This window comes from Arthrobacter sp. NPDC058288 (genome assembly GCF_042880995.1).
Taxonomy (GTDB): Bacteria; Actinomycetota; Actinomycetes; order Actinomycetales; family Micrococcaceae; genus Arthrobacter.
Genome location: NZ_JBHVYH010000001.1, coordinates 309049 through 333883, shown reverse-complemented (window position 1 = coordinate 333883; position 24835 = coordinate 309049). Strand labels below are relative to the sequence as shown.

Sequence of the window (24835 nt, the reverse complement as noted above, 5' to 3'; positions counted from 1 at the left end):
TGCCCGCGTGGAATTGAATACCTAGATGATTAATTCCTATTGGTTTCAGTGGTCGCAGGCGATTAGGGAGCGCTTGCGGGGCGCGCCGGTGAGCCAGTTGTGCCAGATTCCGGCCGCGAGAGCAAGGAGCCGTGCAGCGACGCGTGCTTTGACGCCTTCAAGGGTGCGCCCGCCGTGTTCGTCGAGGGTGAGTTGGCCTTTGAGGGCATCGAAAACTGACTCTATCCATTGCCGGATGCCGCCGGGTTTGCCGAAGCGTGGCTTTTCGTCCTTGTGGTCAGGTCTAATGAGGTGTGCTCCGAGGTCTGCTGTGATGAACCGTTCAAAGTCCTTGCCGGCGAAGCCTTTATCGCCCAGGATGACCTGCCCGGCTCGGACGAGGTGATGGTCCTCTTCCAGAAGGGCCTGGGTGACCTCGCGTTCGCCGACATTTCGGGTTCGCCAGGCCCCAGATGACCGGCATTCCTTCAGGGGTGCTGATCAAGTAGAGACGGAAGCCCCAGAAGAAACGTGAATGCGACGCGCAGTAGCCGTAGCTGGCATGGCCGGCAAGATCGCTGCGTTGGACGGTTACCCGTGACATTCCGCAGGGCAGCGGGGTGGAATCGACCAGCCGGAGCACGTCATACCAGGACGGGATGTCCCTGGCCAGGGCTGTGATCGTCGCGCAGATCAGCGTCCCGGCGGCCCGAAACCGTTTGTTGTATCCAGATTGCTGCGGGATGTCGGGGAACATCCCGGTCAGGTGCGTCCGGGCGTAACGGATCCACCTGGTTTCGGAGGAGTATCCGAGTAATTGCTGTGCCACCACCAGGCAGAGCAGCTCGGCATCAGACAGCCCGGGCTTGCGCCCGGGCCGCCGGTCCCGTGACACGCCAAGATCAGGCAGGACACGGTAGGTCAGAAGGACATAGAGTGTGGTCAGGAGAGTGTTTAGTTCGGGGTTCACATACCGGGTTTAACACTCTCCGCCTTACTTTAAAAGGCTCCCCACCGTCCTACCCAATAGGAATTACTCATCTAGTGCTGCGCGCGAGTCTCCTGTAGCCGCCTGATGAACCAGCGGGACTGCTCCGGCCCATACGGCAGTATGGGGATGGCCTTGGTGGCGTCGCTGGGGGTGTCGCGGATGGACTGGATGGCCTGGCGGACGGCCGTGGACATGGTGTTGGCCATGGTCTTCACGAACTGGTCGCTGCAGGGTTCGCCGTGGCCCGGGATGAGGAATTCATAGCGGTGCCGGAGCGCGGAGATGTGCCGCAGGGCGACGGCCCATTCCTCCGGGAAAGCGTCCTCGAAGGAGGGGTGTGAGCCCTGCTCCACGAGGTCGCCGGCGAAGAGCGTGGTGGACGTTCCCACCAGCAGGTCGCCGTCGGTATGGCCGCGGCCCAAATAGAAGAGGGTGACGGTCTGGCCGCCGAGGTCCACCAGGACGGGCTGGTCTTTCACGATGGCATTGGGGACCACCAGTTCGGAGTCAGCTCCTTCGCCTGCCGCCATTTCCGGCTCCAGGGCGGCGACCATGCGGCGCTGCCGGTCCCCGTTGTCCTCAATCTCCCGTGCACAGTTCTCGTGGGCATAAAACTCCGTGACGCCTTCGTCCGCGAAGATAGCGTTGCCGAAGAAGTGGTCGTAGTGGGCGTGCGTGTTCACCACCATCAGCGGCAGCTGGGTCTTTTCCCGCACCGCCGCCAGGATTTCCCGGCCCTGCCGGGGCCCGCCGCCGGTGTCGATCACTATGGCGCGTTCGGCGCCGATTATGAGTCCGGTATTGAGCTTCGAGCCTTCGGTGGTCAGCACATGGTTGCCCTGGCCGACCTCCATCCATCGCGACATTCTGTTCTCCGTATTCGTGCGTTCCGGCGATCCTAGGACTCGATTCTACCCACGGAGACTTTGAGACCCCCGAAGGGGGAACGGATTCAGCGCGACCCAAGCCGTAACCGTAGCGGACTAAATGTTTACCCGTCCGAAACCTTTACCTGCGTACTCTCTGACTATGGGGACTAAACAACACAAAGCTCTTTGCTCGGCGTGTGGAACGGCAACCAACCACGTTACGGTTTACTGGAATTCCAGCGACGACGGCTCTCTAATTGCGAATGTTCAATGCTCCGAGCACTCGGACGTACCAGCATCTTGCTAGTGAACGCGAATTGATATCCGTGGCGAACCCATGTTGGACATCGGTTTTTGACGAAAAGTCCGGCCGGCAGTGAAGTCACGACCGCAACGCCAACGTCTTTAAGCTGGAAGGCGCACTGCGGAACATTAGAACGTCACATTCCCTACGGCGCTTCCCGGCTTTCACTGCAACTCCGGCCCCGCCGACGGGAGGGTTCAGCTCCATGACTTCCCATGTTTGGCATGCCGGTGCGGTTACCGGGGGCCAAGGGCGTCAGGCGATTCCCGTGGCCGGACTGCCAGAGAACAACCGTCACCGAGGGGCATCCGATGGCTGGATCCCGGGCGAAACTCACTGCCCGGGCCGCCGGGTGGGCGACCGATGCACCGCAGCGTTCGATCTCTCGGCTTCCGCCCTGGCCCACCATCCCTGCGTTTCCTGCTCTTCGCGGTTGGTGGGGGAATGATTTCGTGTCGTAGCTAATAAAGGGCTCGTGACCCTGCTGGGATGAGTGTGTCTAGCATTCAACCAGGAACAGGACCACGATCCTTGACTAAGGCTATCGTTGTGGCGTCCGACACTGCCACCGCCACCGCGCCATGGACCCGGCCTTCCAGGATGACTACCGCACCCACCGGCCCATGCTCGAGCGGTCCATCGCCTGGCTCACCCGCGGCTACCGACGCGTTCCCCACCGCGGCATCAAACGGGACAACGCCTGGCTGAAGTTACGGACCACGGGACTAATCTTGCGACGAATGCTTGCCCTCGGACTGACCACGAAGAAGGGACCATGGGCGCTGGGATAATCCACCGCCCGGACACCGGCCAATCTATAAAACCACTGAATGACGCCCCGAATCCGAAGCAGAATGAACGCAAGCGGGCGGAACGACCCCGTTGTCGCACCTTAGGGTGCTGACCGGAACACGCCACTTGACGGCCATTGGTGGCGTTCCGTCCGCCCCACCACCCAATTGTTCAGCAGCTCCTAGGGCATCGGCAGGCCCCTGCAGATCGGCGCCGAAGCACTCACCGCAAAAAAGGCCGCCGTCTATCCCCGAAACCTACGCCAGCACATAACTCATGCGTTTACGCCTCAGGAAGCCCTCCCAGTAAACCGGTTCACTGCAACACGTAAGACCCACAAGATTCTGTGTGGCTTGCGGAATACGTGCGCAGTCAATTGAGCCACCGTCCTAAGCTGACTGGCTCGAAGCTGGAATTTTCCTACTGGAGAAGGCTCTATTTGGACGTCAAAATATGCAGCTACAACCTCGGGGGCGGCTCGAACTCCTCGCAATGCGTTGCCAATATTCAGACCATGTACCATTTGCAACCACATAGGATGAGTCACTACTTGCCTAATCGGCCCAAATTCGGCGATCTTATCATGCCGTCCCACATAGACGCCACGCAAAGGCTTGGCAGTCCGTCTTTCAATTAGTGAGATAAAAGGGCCAGATGGATCCGAACGGTAGTAAACTTCCCCGTCATCCGACATCTGGAGGCCGGACTGAAAGTTTATGAATTGATGATCCTCTTTACCGAATTGCGCCTGCACTGCATCGATGAAGTCCCGAGCCAATGCATCGTCATTGTCCACTCTCGTGGTGATAACCCAATCAGCGCTTACTCGTTCCTGCACGGCGGCAGCAGCCTTTTCTGGGCTTAGTGGTCCATCCACCCATACTGGCTCAAAAACTCCGGCAGCAAGGCGGTCAACTTCATCCTGGAACCATTCATCGCGATCGGCGTCGAAATAGATCAACCATCTGAAGTTCTTGTTTGTCTGGTTTATGACAGAGTAACGACACAAGCTTTCAAAGTATCCGATGCGGTGGCGTAACCAGGCCTCACTAGCCCGCGCATCAAGCCGAGTATTAAATCTCGTCAGCAAGAAATGGTCGAAGTCCGAAGGATTAGGCGAAACGGTCCCCATGAGTATTCCTGTCTACTTTGCCGGGCCAGTTCGGTCTCCCGGCGAGCCCACGCTGTTTCGTGGGCTAATTGAACGTCAATACGCGGTCTTCAGCCGATCAGCCGTAACGCAATGTTCGTGGCTTAGTATAGGTCACACCAACTATGAACAGGCGGCATGTAACTCCATACCTTCCCGACCACGTCTCCGGGAGCGCGACTAATCCCCGAAGTCTGGGTCGTCGCCTGCCGGTACTCTGCAGACCTTGGAAGGTGCGGAAGTTCGACCCAAGCAGCCTTGTTCATCGCTCATCTGATGTTGGCATCGCAAACCCTTGAAGACCCAGGGCCAATCATCCAGCTCGAATCGGTCGAATAGCATGTGCCAGTAACAAACTATCTCCTGTCAGGTACCGGCATAGGATCACCATCGCGGGGTCCGGGCCGTGGGCGAGGCAATGCCTCTCCTGCATGAGCCGGTACCTGGGTCCGGTTCCTCCCGTATGCTAGAGGTCATGGGGAACAACCTGATTCTTTTGACCGCCGCAGTTACGCCTGATGTCGCCTTCGGGTCTTCTCTGTCCGATCCGAAGGAAAGGCTCCGTCAATACCGCTCGGCCATCGATGAGTGGTCACGTGTAGCGGATGCGTCCGATTGCGATCTGGTCACTGTTGAAACGACGGGTTCCGGTGATTCCCTGCGCGATCAGGTAAGAGTCGTAGACTTTCACGCCCCTGAAGACACAAAACAGCACGGGAAGGGCGCAGTTGAATCCGCAGCCCTCGACGCGGCCATCTTGGCTTGCGGACTCCCAGACAGCTCGACAGTCCATAAAGTGACAGGACGACTGACGCTCCGCAACGCTGAACGCTTAGTCGCTCCCCTGGATAATGGCGCGAGGGTTCGGAGAACGTTGGACCGAACATATTGCGACACCCGTTTTTTCTCCACAAACGTTAAATTTTGGCAAACTCACCTGTCCGGTATGGCTAACGAGGTGGCCGACGATAGTGGTCGCTATTTGGAGCACGTGATGGCTCACCGCCTGATGAAAGCTGAGTATGGTGGCACCGCTGTCCAACGCTTTCCTGAACGCCCGATGCTTCTTGGTGTTTCCGGCACGACGGGGAAATCATATGGCACTCTGTGGCAGCGTGCGCTTTCCCCAGTTTTGCTAAGAGTTGAGGGTCTTCTCGACACCCGACTCAGGCTAAAGCAAATCTGACCAAAATCCATCACCTCCACGGAGCATGAGGCCGCGCCAGCATCCGGCTAACCTATCTGGTTCCAGTCGCCTTAGTCCATAACGGGCGAGCCAGAGCACTATCTAGGCGGATGTTATTCGCCACCGACTTGGGTCGGAATATTATCCTCCCTACGCCCCATCTTCATGCCCAGTGGGCGTCGTGGAAATCCGTCGGCAGCCCTACCCAACGCAAGATGTAGGAGGCTTAGACGTCGGTCAACACCGTCCCTGGGTTCTCCATCGCATCAGCCACGTACCGTAAGAACCCTCCGGCCGCGCCCCCATCGCACACCCTGTGGTCAAATGTCAGTGTCAGCTCAGTGACTTTGCGGACGGCAAGCTCACCATTGACGACCCACGGCCTGTCGATGATTCGGCCAACGCCAAGAATCCCCACCTCCGGCTGGTTGATGATCGCAGCAGAGCCGTCCACTCCGAAGACCCCGTAGTTGTTCAGCGTGAAGGTGCCGCTACCTAGCTGGGAAGGCGTCGCCCTGCCCTCCCGTACGACCACGGTGAGCCGGCGGATTTCGGCATCCAACTCACGAGCACTCATCCTGTCCGCGTTGCGGATGGATGGCACCATGAGCCCGCGTTCCGTCTGCGCTGCGAAGCCCAGGTTGACTCCGTCGAATGCGACGATCTCCTGGCTCCCACCGCCGACAGCGTCCTCCGTGGTGACGATTCTGGTGTTCAGCTCCGGATACTTCTTCAGCCCGGCGGTGACAAACCGCGCTATGAACGCCAATAGGCCGGGGGTGTTGTGCGGGTTCGCCCTCTTCAAGGCAGCACGCATCTCCACGAGGGCCGTAGCATCAACATCTACCCACACCGTGGCTTCCGGGATCTCCGAGCGGCTGCGGGTCATATTCGCGGCCACTGCCTTCCGAACGCCGCGGACAGGCGTCCGGGCGGTGACGCGAAGGCCAGTGCGGGAGTCGGTCTCCGCTCCGGTTTCGACAGGCTCAACCACCGGGGCGGGAGCAATCGCCGCTTCGACGTCCTTACGCATGATCAGCCCGCTCGTTCCCGAGCCCTGCAGGTCGCTCAAGTCAACGCCGTGGTCACGGGCCATTCGGCGGACGAGCGGCGAAATTACGGCACCGAGTTTGCCAGGCACGCGTGTACGCAGAAGCACGAGATCGTCGGCGGCTTTCTCGGCACTTGTCGTTTCGGCGGGCTCAACCACCGGGGTACGAGTTGCGACAGCACTGGCCTCAACATGTACGACCACCGGCTGCTTCCGCGCGCGCGTGCGGCGGGCTACACCGTGGCCGCCGGATGTTCCGTAGCCGATGAGGACGTTGCCGGAGCCGGCTTTTTCCTCTTCGCGGTAGGTTTCGGCCGCTGTGGTTTCTGCAGGCTCGGTTTCAGCTGGCTTGGTCTCGACAGGCCCGACCGCCGCTTTGGCGCCAACGGGTGTCACCGAGATCAGCGGCTTCCCTACGTCGAGCGTCTGGCCTGGCTCCCCATGCAGCACAGCGACAGTGCCGGCGTACGGGGACGGGACTTCCACCATGGACTTCGCGGTTTCGACCTCGGCGATGGGCTGGTCCACCCGGATTTCGTCGCCCACGGCCACGAGCCAGTTCACGAGTTCGGCTTCGGTGAGGCCTTCGCCCAGGTCCGGCAGCAGGAATACTTTCGTTTCGCTCATCTGATCAGTCTTCCCACTGGAGGTCGTCAACGGCGTCGAGGATGCGGTCCACGCCGGGCAGGTAGTAGTGCTCGAGTTTGGGCGCCGGGTAGGGAATGTCGAAGCCGGTCACGCGGCGGATCGGTGCGGCCAAGTAGTGGAAGCAACGCTCCTGGACCCGGGCCACGATTTCTGAAGAGACGGAGGCGAAACCATGCGCCTCGGCGATCACGACCGCGCGTCCGGTCTTGCGGACGGAGGAGCAAATAGTCTCGTCGTCGAACGGCACGATGGACCGGACGTCGATCACTTCCAGCGAGCGGCCCTCCTCTGCCGCCGCTGCAGCCGCGGCCAAGGCGGTCGGCACGGAGGGACCGTAGGCGATGAGCGTGGCATCGGTGCCGGGACGGGCAACGGCGGCGCGGCCTTCGGAAGAGGTGCCCCGTTCGGCGTTCGCCGAATGTTCGGCGCGGAGCCCCTCCAAGTCCACCAGGTCCTTGGACCAGTAGAGCTTCTTGGGCTCCATGAACATCACGGGGTCGTCGGAGTCGATGGCTTCCCGGAGCATGCGGTAGCCGTCGGCCACGGTGGCCGGGGTGAAGACCTTCAAACCGGCGGTGTGGGCGTAGTAGGACTCGGAGGAGTCGCAGTGGTGCTCCACTCCCCCGATGCCGCCGGCGTAGGGGACGCGGATGACGATGGGCAGCTTGACCGCACCTTTGGTCCGGTTGTGCATCTTGGCCACGTGGCTGACGATCTGCTCGAACGCCGGGTAGGCGAAGGCGTCGAACTGCATCTCGATCACGGGGCGCATGCCGTTCATGGCCATCCCCACGGCCATGCCGACGATGCCGGACTCGGCCAGCGGGGTGTCGAAGCAGCGGGACTCGCCGAAGGTCTTGGTGAGACCGTCCGTGATCCGGAAGACGCCGCCGAGCATTCCCACGTCTTCGCCGAACACCAGCACGGAGGGGTCTGCGTGCATGGCGTCGGCCATGGCGGTGTTCAAGGCCTTGGCGAGAGTGATGGTCTGCGGGCCGGTCGATTCGGCCGTGGCTGCTGCCTTGGCGGCGGCACGGGCGGTGGCGGCGCTGACGTTGCCGTTGACCTCGGAGGACGTGGTGACTGTGGGGCTCATTTTGCGGCCTCATCCCGGGAGATTTCGTCGGCGAGCATGGCGGATTGTTCCTTTAGCTGCGGGGTGGCTGTGGAGAAGACGTACCGGAAGAGGTCCTGCGGATCCACGGGGACGTCCTCGCCCAGGCCTTCGCGGAGCTGCGTGGCAACTGCCTCCGCCTTGTCCGTAATCCGGGCGGCGCCGTCGTCGTCGAGCAGTCCGCGGTCCGTCAGGTAGGTCTGCATCCGCTTCAGCGGATCCTTGGCGACCCACTGGGCCACTTCGCTGTCCTGGCGGTAGCGTGTGGCGTCATCGGCGTTGGTGTGGGCCTGCATGCGGTAGGTGTGCGCCTCCACCAGGAGCGGGCCGGAGCCTTCGCGGGCCAGCTTGACGGCGCGGCCCAGCACGGCGAGGAGCGCGACGACGTCGTTGCCGTCCACGCGTTCGCCGGCCATGCCGTAGCCCACTGCTTTATGGGCCAGCGACGGCGCCACGGACTGGTGGGCCAGCGGCACCGAGATGGCGTACTGGTTGTTCTGCACGAAGAATATGACGGGCAGGTGGAAGACGGCCGCGAAGTTGAGGGCCTCATGGAAGTCGCCTTCGCTGGTGGCACCGTCGCCGCACATGGCCAGAACGACGGTGTCCTCGCCGCGGAGTTTGGCGGCATGGGCGACGCCGACAGCGTGAAGCAGCTGGGTGGTGAGCGGGGTGCACTGGATGCCCACCTTATGCCTGAGGGGGTCGTAGCCGCTGTGCCAGTCGCCGCGGAAGAGAGTCATGGTTTGGACGGGGTCCACGCCGCGGGCCATGACTGCGACGGAGTCACGGTAGGTGGGGAAGATCCAGTCGCCCTCGGCGAGGCAGAGGGCGGCCGCCACCTGGCAGGCTTCCTGGCCGTGGCTGGAGGGATACACAGCCATGCGGCCCTGACGGACCAGGGCGGAGTTCTGGTCGTTGACGCGGCGGCCGACCACCAGCTGTTCATAGGCAGCCAGCAGTTCGGCGTCGCCCGGCAGCGCGTATTCGTGGCCGGGCTGGGCGCCCTGCTCGGTGTGAGGGTTCAGGGTCCCGTCCTGGTCCACCATCTGGATCTGGTGGCGTGCCGGCAGCATGTAGTCCTCCACCGTGATGCCGAACTTGCGCACAGCCTCGGCGGCGGCGCCTTCAGTCAGCTGGGTCCCGGCCGGCTGTTCCGGAGAGTCCTGCCCGAGGGCGGTCTGGTCCGCGGAGATCGTCATTGGTCCGTCCTTCTGTAGCCACTATTCGCTTCCAGTATCGTCCTGAATGAACTTTCGTATCCAGTCCCGGCAGGAATCGTGGAGAAGTTTGGATTTCTACCCTAATCTGAAAGACGAATCGTAAGTGTGAGCTGGGTTACCGGCGGGAGTTGTGGACAAATGGCAGAAACAGAGGCGGACCAGGTGCCGGTGCCGCTGGATGACGTGGACCGGAACATCATCGCGGAGCTGACCCGTGATGGGCGGATGTCCGTCACACAGGTGGCCGAGAACGTGCACATATCGAGGGCGCACGCGTATACGCGGATCGCCAGGCTGACCGGTGAGGGGGTGCTGACCAAATTCACGGCGCTGGTTGACCCTATTAAGGCGGGGCTCAAATCTTCCGCCTACGTGACTCTGAAGGTGAGACAGCATTCCTGGCGCGAACTGCGGGAGCTGCTGCGTGCCATTCCGGAAGTGCACCACATTGCCTTGGTTGGCGGAGACTTTGACGTCATCCTGCTGGTGCGGGCCGTGGACAACGTGGACCTGCGCCGGGTGATCTTCGACCAGCTACAGTCCATGCCCGGGGTGCTGGATACGCAGACGTTTCTGGTGTTTGAGGATGTGGATACGCGGTAGAGGCTGGATCTCGCGACCACCAGTTGACGACTCCGTCTTGTATCGCACCGTAGATGGCAATTCACACCGACGAGTCAGCTCTCGAACCAACGCTTCAGCCCGCAGGCCAAAGTTGACCGTGAACCGCGCGAACTCCTGACCACCGACGCCAACTTAAGTCCCCGACGGGTTCCACTTTCAAACAGGCATGGCAGAGGGCTCCAGAAAGCACAACCCTCTCTGGTGCCGGCACGAGGGCATCAGGACAGCAGCACAACACCTGCGTTCAGATATCGGAATGGTTTGACGGAAACCTAATGGACGTGCTGCCGACGCCCGAAATCGAACAAGTCTTAGATGTGCGGCGTCACCCTCGTAGTGCGAATTGAATAAGGTGTCCGACCGTTAGAATGGACGGGATGCAACACTCGCGCTGTGGTGGTGGCAACTTCCCGCCGACAGACCTCAGCAATCGACACAGGGGGCCTGGCTTGGATTTACGCGACTATATCCGCATTTTGCAGCGAAACTGGATGGTAGTTCTAGGCGCTATGTTGATTGGACTGCTTGCGGGAGGCGCAGCATCCGTTCTCGTCAAGCCAACTTACACGGCCGAAACGCAGCTATTCGTCGCCATTCAGAGCTCCGGGTCGGTTCAGGAGCTCCAACAGGGCAACACATTTAGCCAAGCCCGAGTTCAGTCCTATGTTAAGACTGCGGCCACTCCGGTTGTGCTTCAACCAGTAATCGACAGCCTGGGCTTGGACTTATCGCCCGGCGATCTGGCTGAACGGGTAACAGCTTCGGCCGATCTAAATACAGTGCTAATCAAGATTGCTGTAGATGACCAGTCTCCAGTCCAAGCTGCTGCAGTGGCTCAGGCCGTAGGCGACAGCCTCATTCGCGCAGTCGAGAGACTCGAAGCCCCGAAAAACGGCGGCACTTCGCCAATCAGTCTTTCCGTAATCACTCCCGCTGCGGCACCATCTTCGCCATCGGCGCCAAATACAAGACTAAACCTCCTACTGGGTCTTCTAGTTGGCACATCGTTAGGAGTCGGTGCCGCGCTGCTGAGAACTACCCTCGACAACCGTATTCGAGGTGAAGCTGACCTGCGAGGTGTGACCGAATCACCCCTCCTGGGCGGTATTGCGTTCGACAGCGACGCCACAAATAAGCCCCTGCTTACGCAAGCGCCGCACCAAAGCCCTCGTGCTGAATCATTCCGCCAGATACGAACAAACTTGCAGTTCGCGAACGTGTCCGGAATTGCTCAAACGGTTCTGATTACGTCGTCCCTGCCGGGAGAAGGTAAAAGCACCACAGCAACCAACATAGCGATCGCCCTGGCCGAAGCCGGTCAAACAGTATGCCTTGTTGACGCAGATCTCCGGCGGCCCATGATCAATGAGTATCTGGGTCTCGACAGGAACGCGGGTTTGACTACTGCTCTGGTGGGCCTTGCACCGGTTGGCGACCTTCTTCAACCGTGGGGTAACGACCAACTGTTTGTCCTAACGTCCGGCCAGATACCACCAAATCCGAGCGAATTGCTAGGGTCGGCTGCCATGAAGAATCTGATTAGCGGTCTGGAAGCGGAGTTTGACGCCGTCATCATTGACGCTCCTCCCCTACTTCCGGTCACAGACGCGGCCGTACTCTCACAGCACGTGGGAGGAGTAGTTGTCGTAGTCGGATCACATAAGATCAAACGCCAAGACCTCGAGAAATCCATGCGGGCACTGGAAATGGTGGAGGCTAATTTGCTCGGGATAATCTTGAACCGCCTTCCATCCAAAGGTCCGGATGCCTACACCTACAGCTACTACAGCCATGAGGGCGACTCGGGACGCAGGCGCGAGAAACGCGGACGTAACGAAGGACAGTTCCACATAACGAATAGTTACGACACTTCAGACAACGACGGTTGGAACACCGACACACGACCACCAGCGTTCTTCCCGGATTCGCGCGTTTAACCGCGTTCCGGGTCTAGATGAGAATATTCGCTGTAGCGGAAGTCCGCTTGGTTACGCATCTCTGACAAGGGGGGTCCTAGCCAAGTCAGATTATGGCCCGCTGGCTCTGACACTTAGCCTGCGGCGCGCTAAAGGGGAGTCACAAGGCCTGGTCAGATTCCGCAGGCCGAGAGTCCTCGGATCGTGTATTCCACGCGCTCAGCGCGCCAAAACGAAGTAATATGCAGACGACCTTAGGGATTCCCCTACGGTCCGAGTGGATTGACGACTCCAAATAGTACCGCAGTACTTAGGTGCCACAGTTTAGAGGAAGTAAGAAATGCCCAGAAGAATCGACGCTTTGGAAACGGTTACAACTGGCGCCCGGCCCGGATCCGGACGCCCATAATGAGCGGACTTATAGTCCACGAATGGATTTCGAAGGCTGGAGGCTCGGAAAAAGTTCTCGATGCCTTCACGGAGATTTACCCCGATGCGGACATAAGGTGCCTTTGGAGTGACGTTAATGATCGATATGCAGATCGAAACGTACACGAGACATGGATGGCACGAACACCGCTCCGTAAATCAAAGGCGGTAGCACTCCCATTTATGCCAGTGACATGGGCTATACCACCCAAAAAGGACTTCGAGTGGGTCCTGACCAGCTCTCATTTGTTCGCTCACCACGCCCGAGTCATGAACGGATCGCTGCCAGCAAGAAAGTTCTCCTACGTGCACACTCCGGCGAGGTACCTCTGGAGTTCCGACCTCGACGAGCGGGGAGCAAATCCGGCAATCCGGGCGGTTGCGCCTCTGTTCAGAGTCATAGATAAAGCTGCTTCAAAATCTACATTCGAATTTGCGGCTAATAGTGAGTTTATTCGAAAGAGAATTCAAACAACGTGGGGCTGCGATGCGAAGGTAATATATCCACCTGTTGATGTAGCCAGAATTCAAAGCGTGGCGGACTGGTCGGATTTTGTAACAGGCGATGAACGACGCGTCCTAGATTCCCTTCCCACAAACTTCATTCTTGGTGCTTCACGTTTTGTTCCATACAAACGACTTGACCTAGTGATCGAAGCAGGTCTGGCGTCGTCACTTCCTGTCGTCATAGCCGGTTCTGGGCCAGGCTTGCGAATGCTTAGAGAGCGTGCCGACGAAAGCGGCATTCCAGTGATATTCGTGGAGCGACCATCCGATGAAATGCTCTTCGCACTATACCAACGCGCCATGGTCTTCGTTTTTCCGGCCATCGAGGACTTTGGCATTATGCCCGTTGAGGCCATGGCGTGTGGCACTCCTGTTGTTGTTAATGCCGTTGGCGGAGCCAGCGAAAGTGTCAATGCGCCGATTGCGGGGGTTGCAATAGAGGAATTCACAGGAAGGGCCATTGCGGATGCCGTCTATAACTCGGCAGGCATCGAGCGAGATGTGGTCTCAGAAAATGCACGAAGATTTTCGCTCCAAAGGTTTAAGACCGAAATTGCCGAGTGGATTAGTCGGGGAAATTCAATATGAACAAACTAGCGGCACACGCTAATAGAAGAACCATTCAGCCGAATATTTTGGTCCTGGGGACCGCTGACTGGGATCAGGCTATCGCGACCAACCAGCACTATATTGTGCGTGAATTACTTCGCTCTTATCCCTTGACCTACAGTGAATCTTTCGGACTACGAAAACCGGAGTTTCGGCGCCGCGATTTGTCACGAATGGTCAAGAGGCTTCTCCCTCGCAGAAAACGATCGGCAACTATAGCCATGAAGCGCAGGCCTCGACCAACAGGACTAGATGTCGTATCACCTATTATTATCCCATTGCACACCAGTATTTCACGCCCTTTTAACAAACGGAAAATTCATCGCCTTTTTCGTCACTGGATCACGGCGGAAGGGCCGAAGATCCTGTGGACTTACACACCCGTGACATATGGCCTTGAGGAATATGCCGATTCGACTGTCTATCACTGCGTAGATCTCTTGGGTGAGTTTCCCGGCGTCTCAGCATCGATGATCAGGAACCAAGAAGCTCGTCTGGCACCACACACAGCTACGGCTATTGGTAGCAGCCAGGTCGTCGAACAACATTTAATTGATACAGGATTCAAAAACGTTCTACATTGGCCGAACGTCGCGGATGTTGAAACTATCCTGAATGAGCGACCGACCGAATCAGCCAGAGACCCCAAGCGCGTTGTGTTTGCGGGGAATCTAAGTCGAGCCAAAGTGGATTTCAAACTGCTGCGCGACATCGTTGAAGCCGGCTTTGAATTGCACCTGGCTGGCCCGATCGCCGAGGGCGGAGGAGACGCGACTCCAGAAGTGGAGGACTTAAGGGAGCGCGGAGCCGTTTATCACGGACTCCTGTCGCTAGAGGAACTATCACGACTTTACTGGACCTGTAGCGTCGGACTAATTCCGTACAAACTCACGTCGTACACACGTGGCGTCAATCCACTTAAGACCTTTGAATACCTCGCGGCGGGCTTAGGCGTCGTCTCTACAGCCGTTCCGGCAGTCCAAGCTGTCCCAGGACATGTCGTTGTAGTCGAGGATGCCATCGATTCTGCTGCTGCAATTGAGGCAATCTTGTCGGTGACCAACTCAGATGCCGTCGACTCCAGGCTGGAAATTTCCAAGATGAATAGCTGGCTCGGCCGAGGTGAATCTGCTCGACAACTAGTGGCTGATACCTTCGCCGATATCGACACGCCTGGAAGTCTATAGTTGAGATTCTTTAGTTCGTGCTGGCTACGGAAGGATTTCCATTCCTTCCTCGGGCGTGCTCCAGCCGGACGTTGACTTAACCTGAAAGGAAGCAAATGAAAGTTCCTGACGCGCCCAGGTCTGGGCCCGTGGTCATTATGGAGCCAAATTTCAACGGCCACCGCATGGTCTATTGTCGACTAATATCGGAATTTGCGCTTTCGCAATCGAGGCAAGTAATTCTCGCAACTAGCTCCGAAACAATTGATTCGACCGAGTACGAAACCCACATGAAGCACCTATCTCATAAGATATCTATCCATGATTTAGGGCCGCTCATGCCAAAGCCTAGCTGGCGATACCAGCGAAAATTGCTTCGCAACATTGACCGAATAGTAGCTGGTGATCATTTTGCCCAGATAATTGTCTTGGAGGGGGATAAGTTCATTCTCCCACTGGCCGCCCATACTACGTCTCATCGAAAGGCCTTGACCGTACTTGTTATGAGGGCTCCCCTTAAAGCCCGAGTTTCAGGGTTCAACAACCTCCTCAAGCGATTCGGCATCGCCGTATCTCAGCGGCGAGGCGTTGATATAAAAGTTCTGGCACCAGCACTCAAAGCAATACACCCCTATCGCTACCGGGGATATAATGCCGTGCCTGATCCAGTTGACATCAGTTCTACACCTGAATCAATAGAACGGTACCGGGCGGATATGAACCTGGATATGTCCAGACTGTGGGTGGGCGTATTTGGAAACATTACTCCGCGAAAGAATCTCGATCTAGTTGCCGACGCAATCGGGAAGTGCCATTCATTGCAATATGGCCTTCTGATAGCTGGAAAGATCACCCAGGAAGAGCGTTCAAGGTGCGATCCGAGTCTCCAGCGTCTTCGCGATTCCGGAACAGCCGTGATTTTCGACTCTCGACTGCTATCCGATAGCGAGTTGGATTCAGCGATCGCATCGGTACAAGTAGTAGCCATTGCTCACAGTTCGGAGGGACCCAGCGGAATCTTGGGCAAAGCCGCTGCTTCCGGCGTCCCAGTTGCGGCAGCTGGGGCAGTCAGCCTGCGAGAAGATATTGAACGGCTTGGCGCTGGCACGTGGGCACCGCTAGATGTAGACGCTTTCGCCGACGCGTTGCACGGCGCTGCGACCTCTACTCGTAAGGAAAACGCCGGGTTGGCTGATGGTCGGGACTTCGCTTCAGCTTTGCTGTCAGTCACGCCGGGCAAGCAGTGAGTTTCTTCGGTAAGTTGTGGGCGCAGAAGAGATTTGGTTCTGCTCTAGCTTTCCGAGTCATCGCCCGGTTCGCTGGTTCACTAGGTCAAGCTGGGTTCCTGATTCTTCTAGCACGAGAACTCGGACCCGCTGAATTTGGCATAGTAGCCATCGTTTTGTCTGTCGGATACATAGTCAGTGCGTTCACGAGCTTTGGCACAGGCGTACGAGTCCTCCGGTTGGCGGCTGAGACCGATTCTCAGCGAACCGCTACAAAGTTCCTGTACATGCGGATAACTGGCACCGCATTGACGGCTGTGATTTGCAGCACTATGGTCTTTGCCGCAAGCCCGACCTCGACGTTAATTGCCGTCTCTATGATTGCCAGCGATCAAGTGGTCGATTACGCTCAGGCATATTTGGCTGGTACCAATCGGCAGATCAAGTCGTCGCTGGTTGTCATTTTCCAGCGACTCATTCCGTTCATGGTGATCGGTTCTGCGAGCGTCGCCAGTTTTTTCTCCGGAGAGCTGATCATGATCAGCTTCTTGTCGACTCTTATTTGCGGCCTACTGATTCCCTTGCGAGAACGAGCGAAAAGTGTGAGGTATTGGTCAAAGGACACTTGGTCGGAACTTAAAGGTTCCACTGGCTATTGGATGAGTAGTCTGGCTCCCAATATCGGTCAGTTGCAGGCACCGGCGCTAGGGCTAGTAGTCGACGCTGCGAGCGTTGGCCTCTTTGCAATAGCTGCAAGGTTGACGAACCCACTCTCGATTTTGGTCGGGGCTCTTCAGACTCTTCTGATGCCCGAGCTAGCCCGCCGGCGGGGCACGGCTCGATTTCGAACCCTGTATCGTGCTTCAGTGTCAGCGTCGGCTGCCTACGGACTCGCACTATGTCTTTCAGCATGGCTAATCACAGATATCGCAATTCTACTTCTAGGACGAGACTATGAAAGTGCGCGTTGGCTCATCATCGGGATGATCATTGCGTCGGGAATGTCCGCAGTCTCTCAGGCATTCCAGTCGAAGCTCTTGGCTGAGGGCAGGGCCGCGGTTGTTGCATGGATCGTCGGTACTGGAAGTTCTATCGGACTTGCAGCCTTAGTGGTAATCGTGGCCCTAGGTGGTATGCCGTGGCTCTGGGTGAGTCCAATAGTTGCCCAAGCCATAATCGCGGTAGGCCTTGCGTCGAGCGCCAACGCCGCCCTTCCCAGAGTGGGTAGACATTCCAATCACTAGTCTGCCCAGGCAGAGGACGCCCCAGTTTCCGGGACGCCATCCGCTCCCCGGACCACTCCTCCTGACGAACTCTGGAAGCCTCCCCGGTTAGGTTGGTGAATGACCCAGCCGAGAAACATTCCTGTCAATGGCGTCGCTGTAGGTAGTATTGGGGCGGATAAGCTTCACAACATCGCGCAGCATTCCTTGTTGCGCGATTCTTCATTTTACTTGGGGGCACCTTTGACCAAACGCGCGTTAATCACCGGCATCACTGGCCAGGATGGCTCTTACTTGGCAGAACTACTCCTGCGTAAGGGGTACGAGGTCCACGGACTCATCCGAAGGGCTTCGACGTTCAACACGGCACGGATCGACCACATGTATGTAGATCCTCATGACCCAGCAGCTAAGCTTTTCCTTCATTACGGTGACTTGAGCGACGGTGCTAGGCTCGTAACGCTCCTTGCGGAAATTAAGCCAGACGAAGTGTATAACCTGGCCGCACAGTCCCATGTGCGAGTCTCGTTTGATGAACCAGAGCACACGGCAGATACAACAGGTGTCGGCACAATCCGCCTTCTCGAAGCGGTTCGTATGTCAGGTATCAAGACTAGGTTTTACCAAGCTTCCTCCTCCGAAATGTTCGGTGCCACACCGCCGCCCCAGAATGAAGAGACGCCCTTCTATCCCCGCTCTCCCTATGGAGCGGCCAAGGTGTACAGCTACTGGATCACAAAGAACTACCGCGAGGCGTACGGCATGTTCGCTGTCAACGGGATTCTCTTTAATCATGAATCCCCCCGCCGCGGTGAGACGTTCGTCACTCGGAAGATCACGCGAGCTGTGGCTGCAATCAAAGCCGGGAAGCAGGACGTTCTGTATATGGGTAACCTGGATGCCGTCCGCGACTGGGGATACGCTGCCGAGTACGTTGAGGGCATGTGGCGGATGCTCCAAGTTGATGAACCGGATGACTTCGTTTTGGCCACGGGCGGGAACTACACCGTGCGCGACTTCCTTCAGATCTCATTCGAACACGCCGGCCTCAACTGGGAGAATCACGTACGCTTCGACGAGCGCTACCTGCGCCCGACGGAGGTTGACGCTTTGGTGGGCGATGCCTCTAAAGCTCAGGAGAAGTTGGGGTGGAAGGCGTCCGTCCATACGCCGGAACTGGCGCGCATAATGGTCGACGCTGACATTGAGGCTCTCAAGCATGCGGGCAATCATTGGATCGACAGTGTGGACCTGGCAACGTGGAAGAACTAAACGTCGTGCCGACCGATTTCACACCCGGCGAACTTGATAGGTCAGAAACTTTCTACGTTGCAGGTCATAAGGGCCTAGTTGGGTCCGCCATTTGGCGAAACCTTAAAGCCGCAGGTTTCACCAATCTGATCGGCCGCACTTCGTCCGACCTCGATCTGAAGGAGCGCGATGCGGTGTTCGCGTTCTTCGCGGCAACCAAACCAAAGTATGTGGTGCTTGCGGCGGCTAAAGTCGGAGGAATTCTGGCTAATAGCACCTACCCAGTGGACTTCCTCAGCGAAAATCTCCGGATTCAAGTAAATGTCCTGGATGCTGCGGTCAAACACGGTGTAGAACGTCTCCTATTCCTCGGGTCGTCGTGCATCTATCCCAAGTTTGCTGAACAGCCCATACGTGAAGATTCCCTGCTCACAGGTCATCTAGAGCCGACAAACGATGCCTACGCAATCGCCAAGATTGCCGGAATCATGCAAATTCAGGCCGTCCGTCGGCAGTACGGGCTGCCGTGGATTTCTGCTATGCCGACTAATTTGTATGGGCCGGGAGACAACTTTTCTCCTGAGGGGTCACATGTACTGCCGGCAATGATTCGGCGTTATGACGATGCTGCCAAGTCGGGTGCCTCCAGCGTGACCAACTGGGGCACGGGGACTCCTCGGCGAGAATTCCTGCATGTGGATGACATGGCGTCTGCGTGCCTGCACCTCTTGGAGAACTACGATGGGCCCGCCCAAGTAAACGTGGGCACCGGGACTGATGTAACTATCAAGGAACTCGCAGCGATAGTTGCTGATGCTGTGGGCTTCGACGGCGAGATGGTCTGGGATACCACCAAACCGGACGGTACGCCACAGAAGCTCTTAGATGTATCTGAGCTCACCAAAGCGGGCTGGACTGCAGGGATCGGGTTGCAAGACGGCGTTCAGCGGACTGTCGAGTGGTACCGCGCAAACGTCGACAGTGTCAGATCCTAAAGGCTAGCAATGGGGGCAGCGGCAGGCTTGAAAACCAAAGTCATAAAAAGCATTCGAGAATCAACGGGCGCTGCTGACTGGCGGCGACGGTACTCGTCACGCATTAGGTTTATTGACGCCGGAGTAATCATCTGGGCAGTGGCGGGTGCCTTCGGCATCAGATTCGGTATCCCTGACCTCGACACCAGCCACATTCGTGACTCTGACTACGTCCTGCTCTCCATTGCACTTGTTGTAGCGTGGTGGATCTTACTTGAGGTCTGGGGCTCACGAGAGGCTCGAGTACTCGGCTCAGGAGCAGAAGAATACAAGCGCGTTATTGCCAGTTCCGCCTGGTTGTTCGGTTTAGTAGCGATCGTGTCTTATGCACTGAAGATAGACACAGCCCGGGGTTTTGTCGGTTTGGCTTTCCCCGCAGGTGCCGCGGGCCTGCTAATAGGTCGTTGGCTCGTCAGACAGCACCTTTCCCTGGAACGTAAATATGGGAAGAGCGACTCACGGGTACTTATCATTGGCGGCCCATTCTCTGCGGCCCACTTGGTCCGATCACTTAATAGCGCACCTTCAGCCGGGTATCGCCCTGTTGGTGTTCACTTGCCCGGGGCTGTTCCTGAACTGACGTCGAACTTCTCAGTGCCGGTCACTGGCACTCAGGCCGACTTCGATTCCATACTGGCCATCATTGTCGAGGCAAATGTAGATGCTGTGGCTGTCTCTGCGGGTGTTAACATGCATCCCCAAGACCTTCGACGACTCGGGTGGGAGCTTGCAGCGAGAGATATTGGGATGATCTTGGCACCGGCTCTTACGGACGTAGCGGGACCTCGAATTCATACCCAGCCGGTCGCTGGTTTACCACTGATCCATGTGTCTACCCCCAAGCTCACAGGCGGGAAGAAAGTGGCCAAGCGGGCTTTCGACATAGTAGGTGCGGGCGTGTTGGTTGCCTGCCTCGCGCCGTTGTTCCTTGTGTTGGCTGCGCTAGTCCGCTTTACGGATCCTGGCCCTGTCTTCTATCGCCAAGAACGAATTGGTCTTCGCGGGACGACTTTTCACATGCTGAAGTTCCGGTCTATGAAAGTCGACGCTGACGCCCAGTTAGGCGAGTTACTGGCAGCACAAGGCTCCGCTGATACACCTCTTTTCAAGGTTGAAAATGACCCGAGGATCACACCCCTAGGACGGGTCTTGCGAAAGTACTCTCTGGATGAGCTGCCCCAGCTACTCAACGTGCTGGGCGGTAGCATGAGCCTTGTCGGCCCGAGGCCGCAGCGCGAAGGCGAAGTTGCACTCTATGACGACGCGGCCCATCGGCGGCTCTACGTTAGTCCTGGCATGAGCGGCCTTTGGCAGGTCAGTGGGCGCTCCAACCTTAGCTGGGAGGAGAGCATCCGGCTCGACCTCTACTATGTGGAAAACTGGTCGCTCATGGGTGACGTGGTCATTCTCTTCAAGACTTTCAAAGCCGTATTTACAAGCACGGGCGCGGTTTGAAAAGTTCCGCTCCTTTTTCAACGGCAACAACCGCCCATTCTCTTGGGGAAGGCATCAAAATGCGTATATCAGTAATCGGCTGCGGGTATCTCGGAGCCGTCCATGCAGCTTGCATGGCCAAACTTGGACACGATGTCGTTGGCATAGACGTTGACGAACAAAAAATTGCTGCACTCTCAGCAGCCAAGGCACCGTTCTACGAACCGGGACTTGAAGAGCTTCTCGAAGAGGTCCAGACAACCGGCCGGTTGTCCTTCACAACCGACATGTCGGCGGCTGCCGGCAGTCGTGTGCACTTCGTCTGTGTTGGCACTCCACAGAAGAAAGGCGAGAACGGCGCGGACCTGACCTACGTCGATGCCGCCGTCAATGGGCTCGTGCAATACTTGGCGCCGGGGGACATCGTCGTAGGAAAATCGACGGTCCCCGTTGGAACAGCCTCGCGGCTCTCCGATCTGGTGAGAGCTCACGAGTCGGATGCCCATCTGATATGGAATCCCGAGTTTCTTCGCGAAGGCCACGCAGTAACCGACACGCTCAATCCTGACCGGTTCGTTTACGGCGTCGCCGGTGGCTCCGAAGACCATCCGGCTGTCGCTATCCTGGACGACGTCTACTCTGTTTCGCTCTCCGCTGGAACTCCTCGGCTCATCACTGATCACCCGACCGCCGAGTTGGTCAAAACCGCCGCCAACTCATTCCTGGCGACCAAGATCTCCTTCATCAATGCAATGGCTGAACTGTGCGAGGCTGCTGGCGCTGACGTAACGCGTCTGGCGGATGCTATCGGTATGGACGACCGAATCGGCCGGAAATTCCTCAATGCAGGCATCGGCTTCGGCGGAGGCTGCTTGCCGAAGGACATTCGGGCTTTTATGGCACGAGCCGGCGAATTGGGTGCGGACCAAGCCCTAACCTTCCTGCGGGAAGTTGACTCTATCAACATGCGGCGCCGCACGCGCGTGGTGGAACTGACTCGCGATCTCTGCGGCGGAACCCTGCTGGGCAAGCGAATTACAGTTCTGGGAGCAGCATTCAAGCCGGAAAGTGACGACGTTCGAGACTCCCCCGCGCTCAGTATTGCCGCGCAACTCCAGCTACAGGGTGCCGTTGTGACCGTGACAGATCCTAAAGCCCTTGCGAACGCGGCCAAGAGGTTTCCGGAGCTTCATTACGAGACCGAGACAAACATTTCAGTCGAAAAGGCCGACGCCCTGCTGCTACTTACGGAGTGGCAGGAATACCGGAATCTTGACCCGTACGAGCTCGGCGGGCGCGTCTCATCCCTCCGCATCCTTGACGGACGCAACGTTCTGGACTCGGAAAAGTGGCGAGCCGCGGGCTGGATTTATCGCGGGTTGGGACGCCCTTGACGATGGGTCACATAGATGACGACCAAAACCCGGCCGTAAGGGGCCCCAGTCGCTCTAAAGGTCTGGCTAGAAGCAAGCGGCGCCGTCCGATCCTTATTTCGGCGGTGGTTCTTGCCTCGGTTGGACTCCTGCTGCTGGCTGCTGGCGCATGGTTGGGTACAAGAGCGAACATCGTCAAGAACCAGCTTGAAGCAGCGGCTCAGCTAATCCCTGTACTCAAAACGGATATGGCGGACAACAAGCCCGAACAGGCCTCCGATACGGTCGAACAGCTCCGCTGGCATACAAAAGCGGCACGCGAAGCCGTCGAAGATCCGGTCTGGACATTAGCCTCCGTAGCGCCCGGCGTTGGCCCGAACTTCAGTGCAGTGGCTGAGGTTGCTCGCTCAGCTGACGACGTATCCACGTTGGGCGTCGCCCCACTGGTCAGGGTGTTTGATTCGCTCAACTGGGACAGCCTTGTACCGAGCAGCGCAGGGACCGACCTGAGCGGCCTCCAAAAGGCCTCCCCTAGTATTGTGTCCGCGGCTCATGCTGTTCGCGTATCTGCGGATCGGCTCGAGCGAATCGATGCCGGCGATCTCTTGCCCCAGGTCGCTGACCCACTGGCGCGAGCTAGGGAGCAACTTGAGGCAGTGACCGGAGCGCTGGACGCTTCGGCCGATGCCTCACAGGTCGCCCCCGGCCTGCTGGGGGCAAACGGCCCGCGGAACTACCTGCTGATGATCCAAAACAATGCCGAAGTCCGGGCCTCGGGAGGCATCCCCGGAGCTCTTGCCGTGCTGACCGTCGATCAAGGGAGACTCTCGCTGGCCGCCCAAAGCAGTGCTGGCGACGTTGGAGTCATGCAACCGCCTCTGCCCGTTGACGCCGAACAACAACAGATCTATTCCGGACGCCTTGGAAAATTCATGCAGGACGTCAACCTGACGCCGGACTTTGCTACTACTGCGACTACAGCCCAGGCGATGTGGGAGCGAAAATCAGGACAGCGCGTCGATGGCGTCATTTCTATGGACCCTGTGGCACTGAGCTACATTTTGGACGCCACGGGCCCTGTCAAAATCAGCAACCCAGAACTACTCGCATTGGCTTCCGGTCTCCCTACGGAGTTGAACGGCAAGAACGTTGTGCCGACTTTGCTCTCCGATGTCTACGCCAAGATCGAACAGCCAAAGCTTCAAGACGCCTACTTTGCAGGCGTCGCCCAGGAAGTCTTCACTGCTCTCTCCAACGGTAAGGGTGACGCGAAGGCCCTCGTCGAGGGCATTACGCGCGGAACTAGTGAAGGGCGCGTCCTTGTTTGGTCGGGCAAGACGGATGAACAGTCGATCATTGCAAAGTACGCCTTGAGCGGCTCAGTATCCGGCGCCAGCGTCGCTCCGGCTCAGTTCGGCGTGTACTTCAACGACGGAACAGGCGCCAAGATGGACTACTACGTCAAGCGCACGGTGCAACTCGTTGAAGAATGCACTGGAAATGACTACGGAAAAGTAAAAGTCCGGATCACGAGCACCAATACAGCACCGGCGGATGCCGCTAACGCATTGCCGGAATACGTGACTGGGGGCGGCATCTTTGGCGTACCGCCGGGTTCGGTACAGACAAATGTCATCGCTTACGGCCCAGTCCAAGCGAACGTCGAAACCGCGACCGTAGACGGCAAAAAGACGGATTTCGCCGCGCACAGGCACAGCAACAGGCCAGTAGGATCCGTAACAGTCACTTTGGCGCCTGGTCAAAGCAGCACAGTGGAACTGACTTTCGGAAAGATTGTCCAACACACTGAACCTAACCTGGTTGTCACGCCGACTGTCCAGCCAATCAAAGATGTGGTGCTCGGCACCAAACCGGCAGAATGCGTTCCGGGTAAGTAGACATCGCGTTAACAGTATGTAAAGCGACTTGATTCACTTTGGTAACACCCGTCACGGAGTGTTACCGTTTACTCGGGCACATCAAATGAGATTTCAACCTACGGTCACTCGGGGGATCGGAAATCTCCACCACATCACGTGACACATCGTAATTACGGTCTCAGGGGGACTCATGAAGAAATCACTTGCAGCAATCGCACTTGCAGGTTCCATCGCACTTATCGGCGCAGCTCCTTCCATGGCTGCAACCTACCCGGCACCGCCGGCCAACGCCGCAGTTTCTGACGGCACCGTTGGCCCCGGCGAGCAGTTCGTCTTTCGCGGCAACGGCTTCCTGGCCGGCGAAGGCCTGTCCATCACCGTGACTCTGGGCAGCGCTCCGGCAGCAACCGGCTCCAGCGTCTCCAACGGTAGCCGCACGGTTCCGACCAAGATCACCCTGCCGCTGGCACCGCAGACCTTCTCCACCACAGCTGACGCCAACGGCGCTTTCGCCTTCCCGCTGACCATCAGCGAAACGGGAACCTACACGCTGACCGCTACGGGCCTCACCTCGGGCAAGACGGCAACCGCCGTTGTCACCGTTGAGGGCACCGGCCTCGCCAACACCGGCGGCGCTCCGCTGGCTAACACCGGCGCCGGCCTGGCCAACACCGGTGCCGACGCAAGCCTGGTTCTCTGGTCCCTGGTAGGCGCAGGCGCACTGGCTGCCGGCGCAACCTCGGTAGTTGTGGTTCGCCGCCGCGCCAAGGCTGAAGCCGCAGCGTAAGGCTAAACCAACAGCACCAAAGAGGGTGGGTGGTCTCCGGGAAACCGGAGACCACCCACCCTCTTTTTT

19 protein-coding genes and 1 pseudogene are annotated in these 24835 nt (G+C 58.1%); 14 read left to right on the top strand and 6 right to left on the bottom strand.

Annotated elements, in window-relative coordinates; genetic code table 11:
* Positions 1-45: 45 nt before the first annotated feature.
* Together ACFVWT_RS01520 and ACFVWT_RS01515 are read right to left on the bottom strand one after the other, a co-directional pair.
* Positions 46-949: pseudogene (locus ACFVWT_RS01520) on the bottom strand (IS982 family transposase).
* 71 nt (positions 950-1020) lie between these two features.
* Positions 1021-1836, bottom strand: a complete 816-nt coding sequence (locus ACFVWT_RS01515) for an MBL fold metallo-hydrolase (protein ID WP_390244607.1) — start codon at positions 1834-1836, stop codon at positions 1021-1023.
* A gap of 888 nt (positions 1837-2724) precedes the next feature.
* Between ACFVWT_RS01515 and ACFVWT_RS01510 the strand changes: the two genes are divergently transcribed.
* On the top strand, positions 2725-2934 hold the full coding sequence (locus ACFVWT_RS01510; protein ID WP_390244605.1) for a hypothetical protein: 210 nt from the start codon (positions 2725-2727) through the stop codon (positions 2932-2934).
* 290 nt (positions 2935-3224) lie between these two features.
* Here ACFVWT_RS01510 and ACFVWT_RS01505 read toward each other — a convergent pair whose 3' ends face one another.
* The gene (locus ACFVWT_RS01505) at positions 3225-4067 is read right to left on the bottom strand and encodes a glycosyltransferase (protein ID WP_390244603.1); all 843 of its coding nucleotides are present in this window, start codon (positions 4065-4067) and stop codon (positions 3225-3227) included.
* 493 nt (positions 4068-4560) lie between these two features.
* On the opposite strand from ACFVWT_RS01505, the gene ACFVWT_RS01500 reads away from it, so the two are divergent.
* Entirely contained in the window at positions 4561-5271 is a 711-nt protein-coding gene (locus tag ACFVWT_RS01500; RefSeq protein ID WP_390244601.1) for a hypothetical protein, read from the top strand.
* 226 nt (positions 5272-5497) lie between these two features.
* On the opposite strand, the gene ACFVWT_RS01495 is transcribed toward ACFVWT_RS01500, so the two are convergent.
* From ACFVWT_RS01495 to pdhA, 3 genes are read right to left on the bottom strand one after another with little or no spacing between them, the layout of a single operon-like run.
* Positions 5498-6949, bottom strand: coding sequence for a dihydrolipoamide acetyltransferase family protein (locus tag ACFVWT_RS01495; RefSeq protein WP_390244599.1), 1452 nt, complete (start codon positions 6947-6949; stop codon positions 5498-5500).
* 4 nt (positions 6950-6953) lie between these two features.
* A complete protein-coding gene (locus tag ACFVWT_RS01490; protein WP_390244597.1) occupies positions 6954-8066 on the bottom strand; it encodes an alpha-ketoacid dehydrogenase subunit beta in 1113 nt (370 codons plus the stop codon).
* Positions 8063-9286, bottom strand: coding sequence for a pyruvate dehydrogenase (acetyl-transferring) E1 component subunit alpha (gene pdhA, locus ACFVWT_RS01485; RefSeq protein WP_390244595.1), 1224 nt, complete (start codon positions 9284-9286; stop codon positions 8063-8065). The genes ACFVWT_RS01490 and pdhA overlap by 4 nt, the downstream gene beginning before the upstream one ends.
* 159 nt (positions 9287-9445) lie before the next feature.
* Here pdhA and ACFVWT_RS01480 point away from each other — a divergent pair, with 159 nt between their 5' ends.
* From ACFVWT_RS01480 to ACFVWT_RS01425, 12 genes are all read left to right on the top strand, one after another.
* A complete protein-coding gene (locus ACFVWT_RS01480) occupies positions 9446-9910 on the top strand; it encodes an Lrp/AsnC family transcriptional regulator (RefSeq protein ID WP_011693023.1) in 465 nt (154 codons plus the stop codon).
* Positions 9911-10380: 470 nt separating this feature from the next.
* On the top strand, positions 10381-11868 hold the full coding sequence (locus ACFVWT_RS01475; protein ID WP_082506917.1) for a polysaccharide biosynthesis tyrosine autokinase: 1488 nt from the start codon (positions 10381-10383) through the stop codon (positions 11866-11868).
* Positions 11869-12255: 387 nt separating this feature from the next.
* Complete coding sequence (locus tag ACFVWT_RS01470) at positions 12256-13371, top strand: glycosyltransferase (RefSeq protein ID WP_390244592.1); 1116 nt, start codon at positions 12256-12258, stop codon at positions 13369-13371.
* A gap of 299 nt (positions 13372-13670) precedes the next feature.
* Positions 13671-14579: a glycosyltransferase gene (locus ACFVWT_RS01465; protein ID WP_390244590.1), complete on the top strand. Its 909-nt coding sequence runs from the start codon at positions 13671-13673 to the stop codon at positions 14577-14579.
* 137 nt (positions 14580-14716) lie between these two features.
* Positions 14717-15805 (top strand): glycosyltransferase, encoded by a 1089-nt coding sequence (locus tag ACFVWT_RS01460; RefSeq protein WP_390247029.1) that lies wholly within the window; start codon positions 14717-14719, stop codon positions 15803-15805.
* Complete coding sequence (locus tag ACFVWT_RS01455) at positions 15802-17028, top strand: lipopolysaccharide biosynthesis protein (protein ID WP_390244589.1); 1227 nt, start codon at positions 15802-15804, stop codon at positions 17026-17028. Before ACFVWT_RS01460 ends, ACFVWT_RS01455 begins: the two co-directional genes overlap by 4 nt.
* 222 nt (positions 17029-17250) lie before the next feature.
* Positions 17251-18279, top strand: a complete 1029-nt coding sequence (gmd, locus tag ACFVWT_RS01450; protein ID WP_055805084.1) for a GDP-mannose 4,6-dehydratase — start codon at positions 17251-17253, stop codon at positions 18277-18279.
* A complete protein-coding gene (locus ACFVWT_RS01445; RefSeq protein WP_156372461.1) occupies positions 18267-19253 on the top strand; it encodes a GDP-L-fucose synthase in 987 nt (328 codons plus the stop codon). The genes gmd and ACFVWT_RS01445 overlap by 13 nt, the downstream gene beginning before the upstream one ends.
* A gap of 9 nt (positions 19254-19262) precedes the next feature.
* Positions 19263-20747, top strand: coding sequence for a sugar transferase (locus tag ACFVWT_RS01440; RefSeq protein WP_390244587.1), 1485 nt, complete (start codon positions 19263-19265; stop codon positions 20745-20747).
* 59 nt (positions 20748-20806) lie between these two features.
* A complete protein-coding gene (locus tag ACFVWT_RS01435; RefSeq protein ID WP_390244585.1) occupies positions 20807-22120 on the top strand; it encodes a UDP-glucose dehydrogenase family protein in 1314 nt (437 codons plus the stop codon).
* A 104-nt stretch (positions 22121-22224) separates the two neighbouring features.
* A complete protein-coding gene (locus tag ACFVWT_RS01430; RefSeq protein ID WP_390244583.1) occupies positions 22225-23997 on the top strand; it encodes a DUF4012 domain-containing protein in 1773 nt (590 codons plus the stop codon).
* 172 nt (positions 23998-24169) lie between these two features.
* Positions 24170-24766, top strand: coding sequence for an LPXTG cell wall anchor domain-containing protein (locus ACFVWT_RS01425; RefSeq protein WP_390244581.1), 597 nt, complete (start codon positions 24170-24172; stop codon positions 24764-24766).
* Positions 24767-24835: the final 69 nt, after the last annotated feature.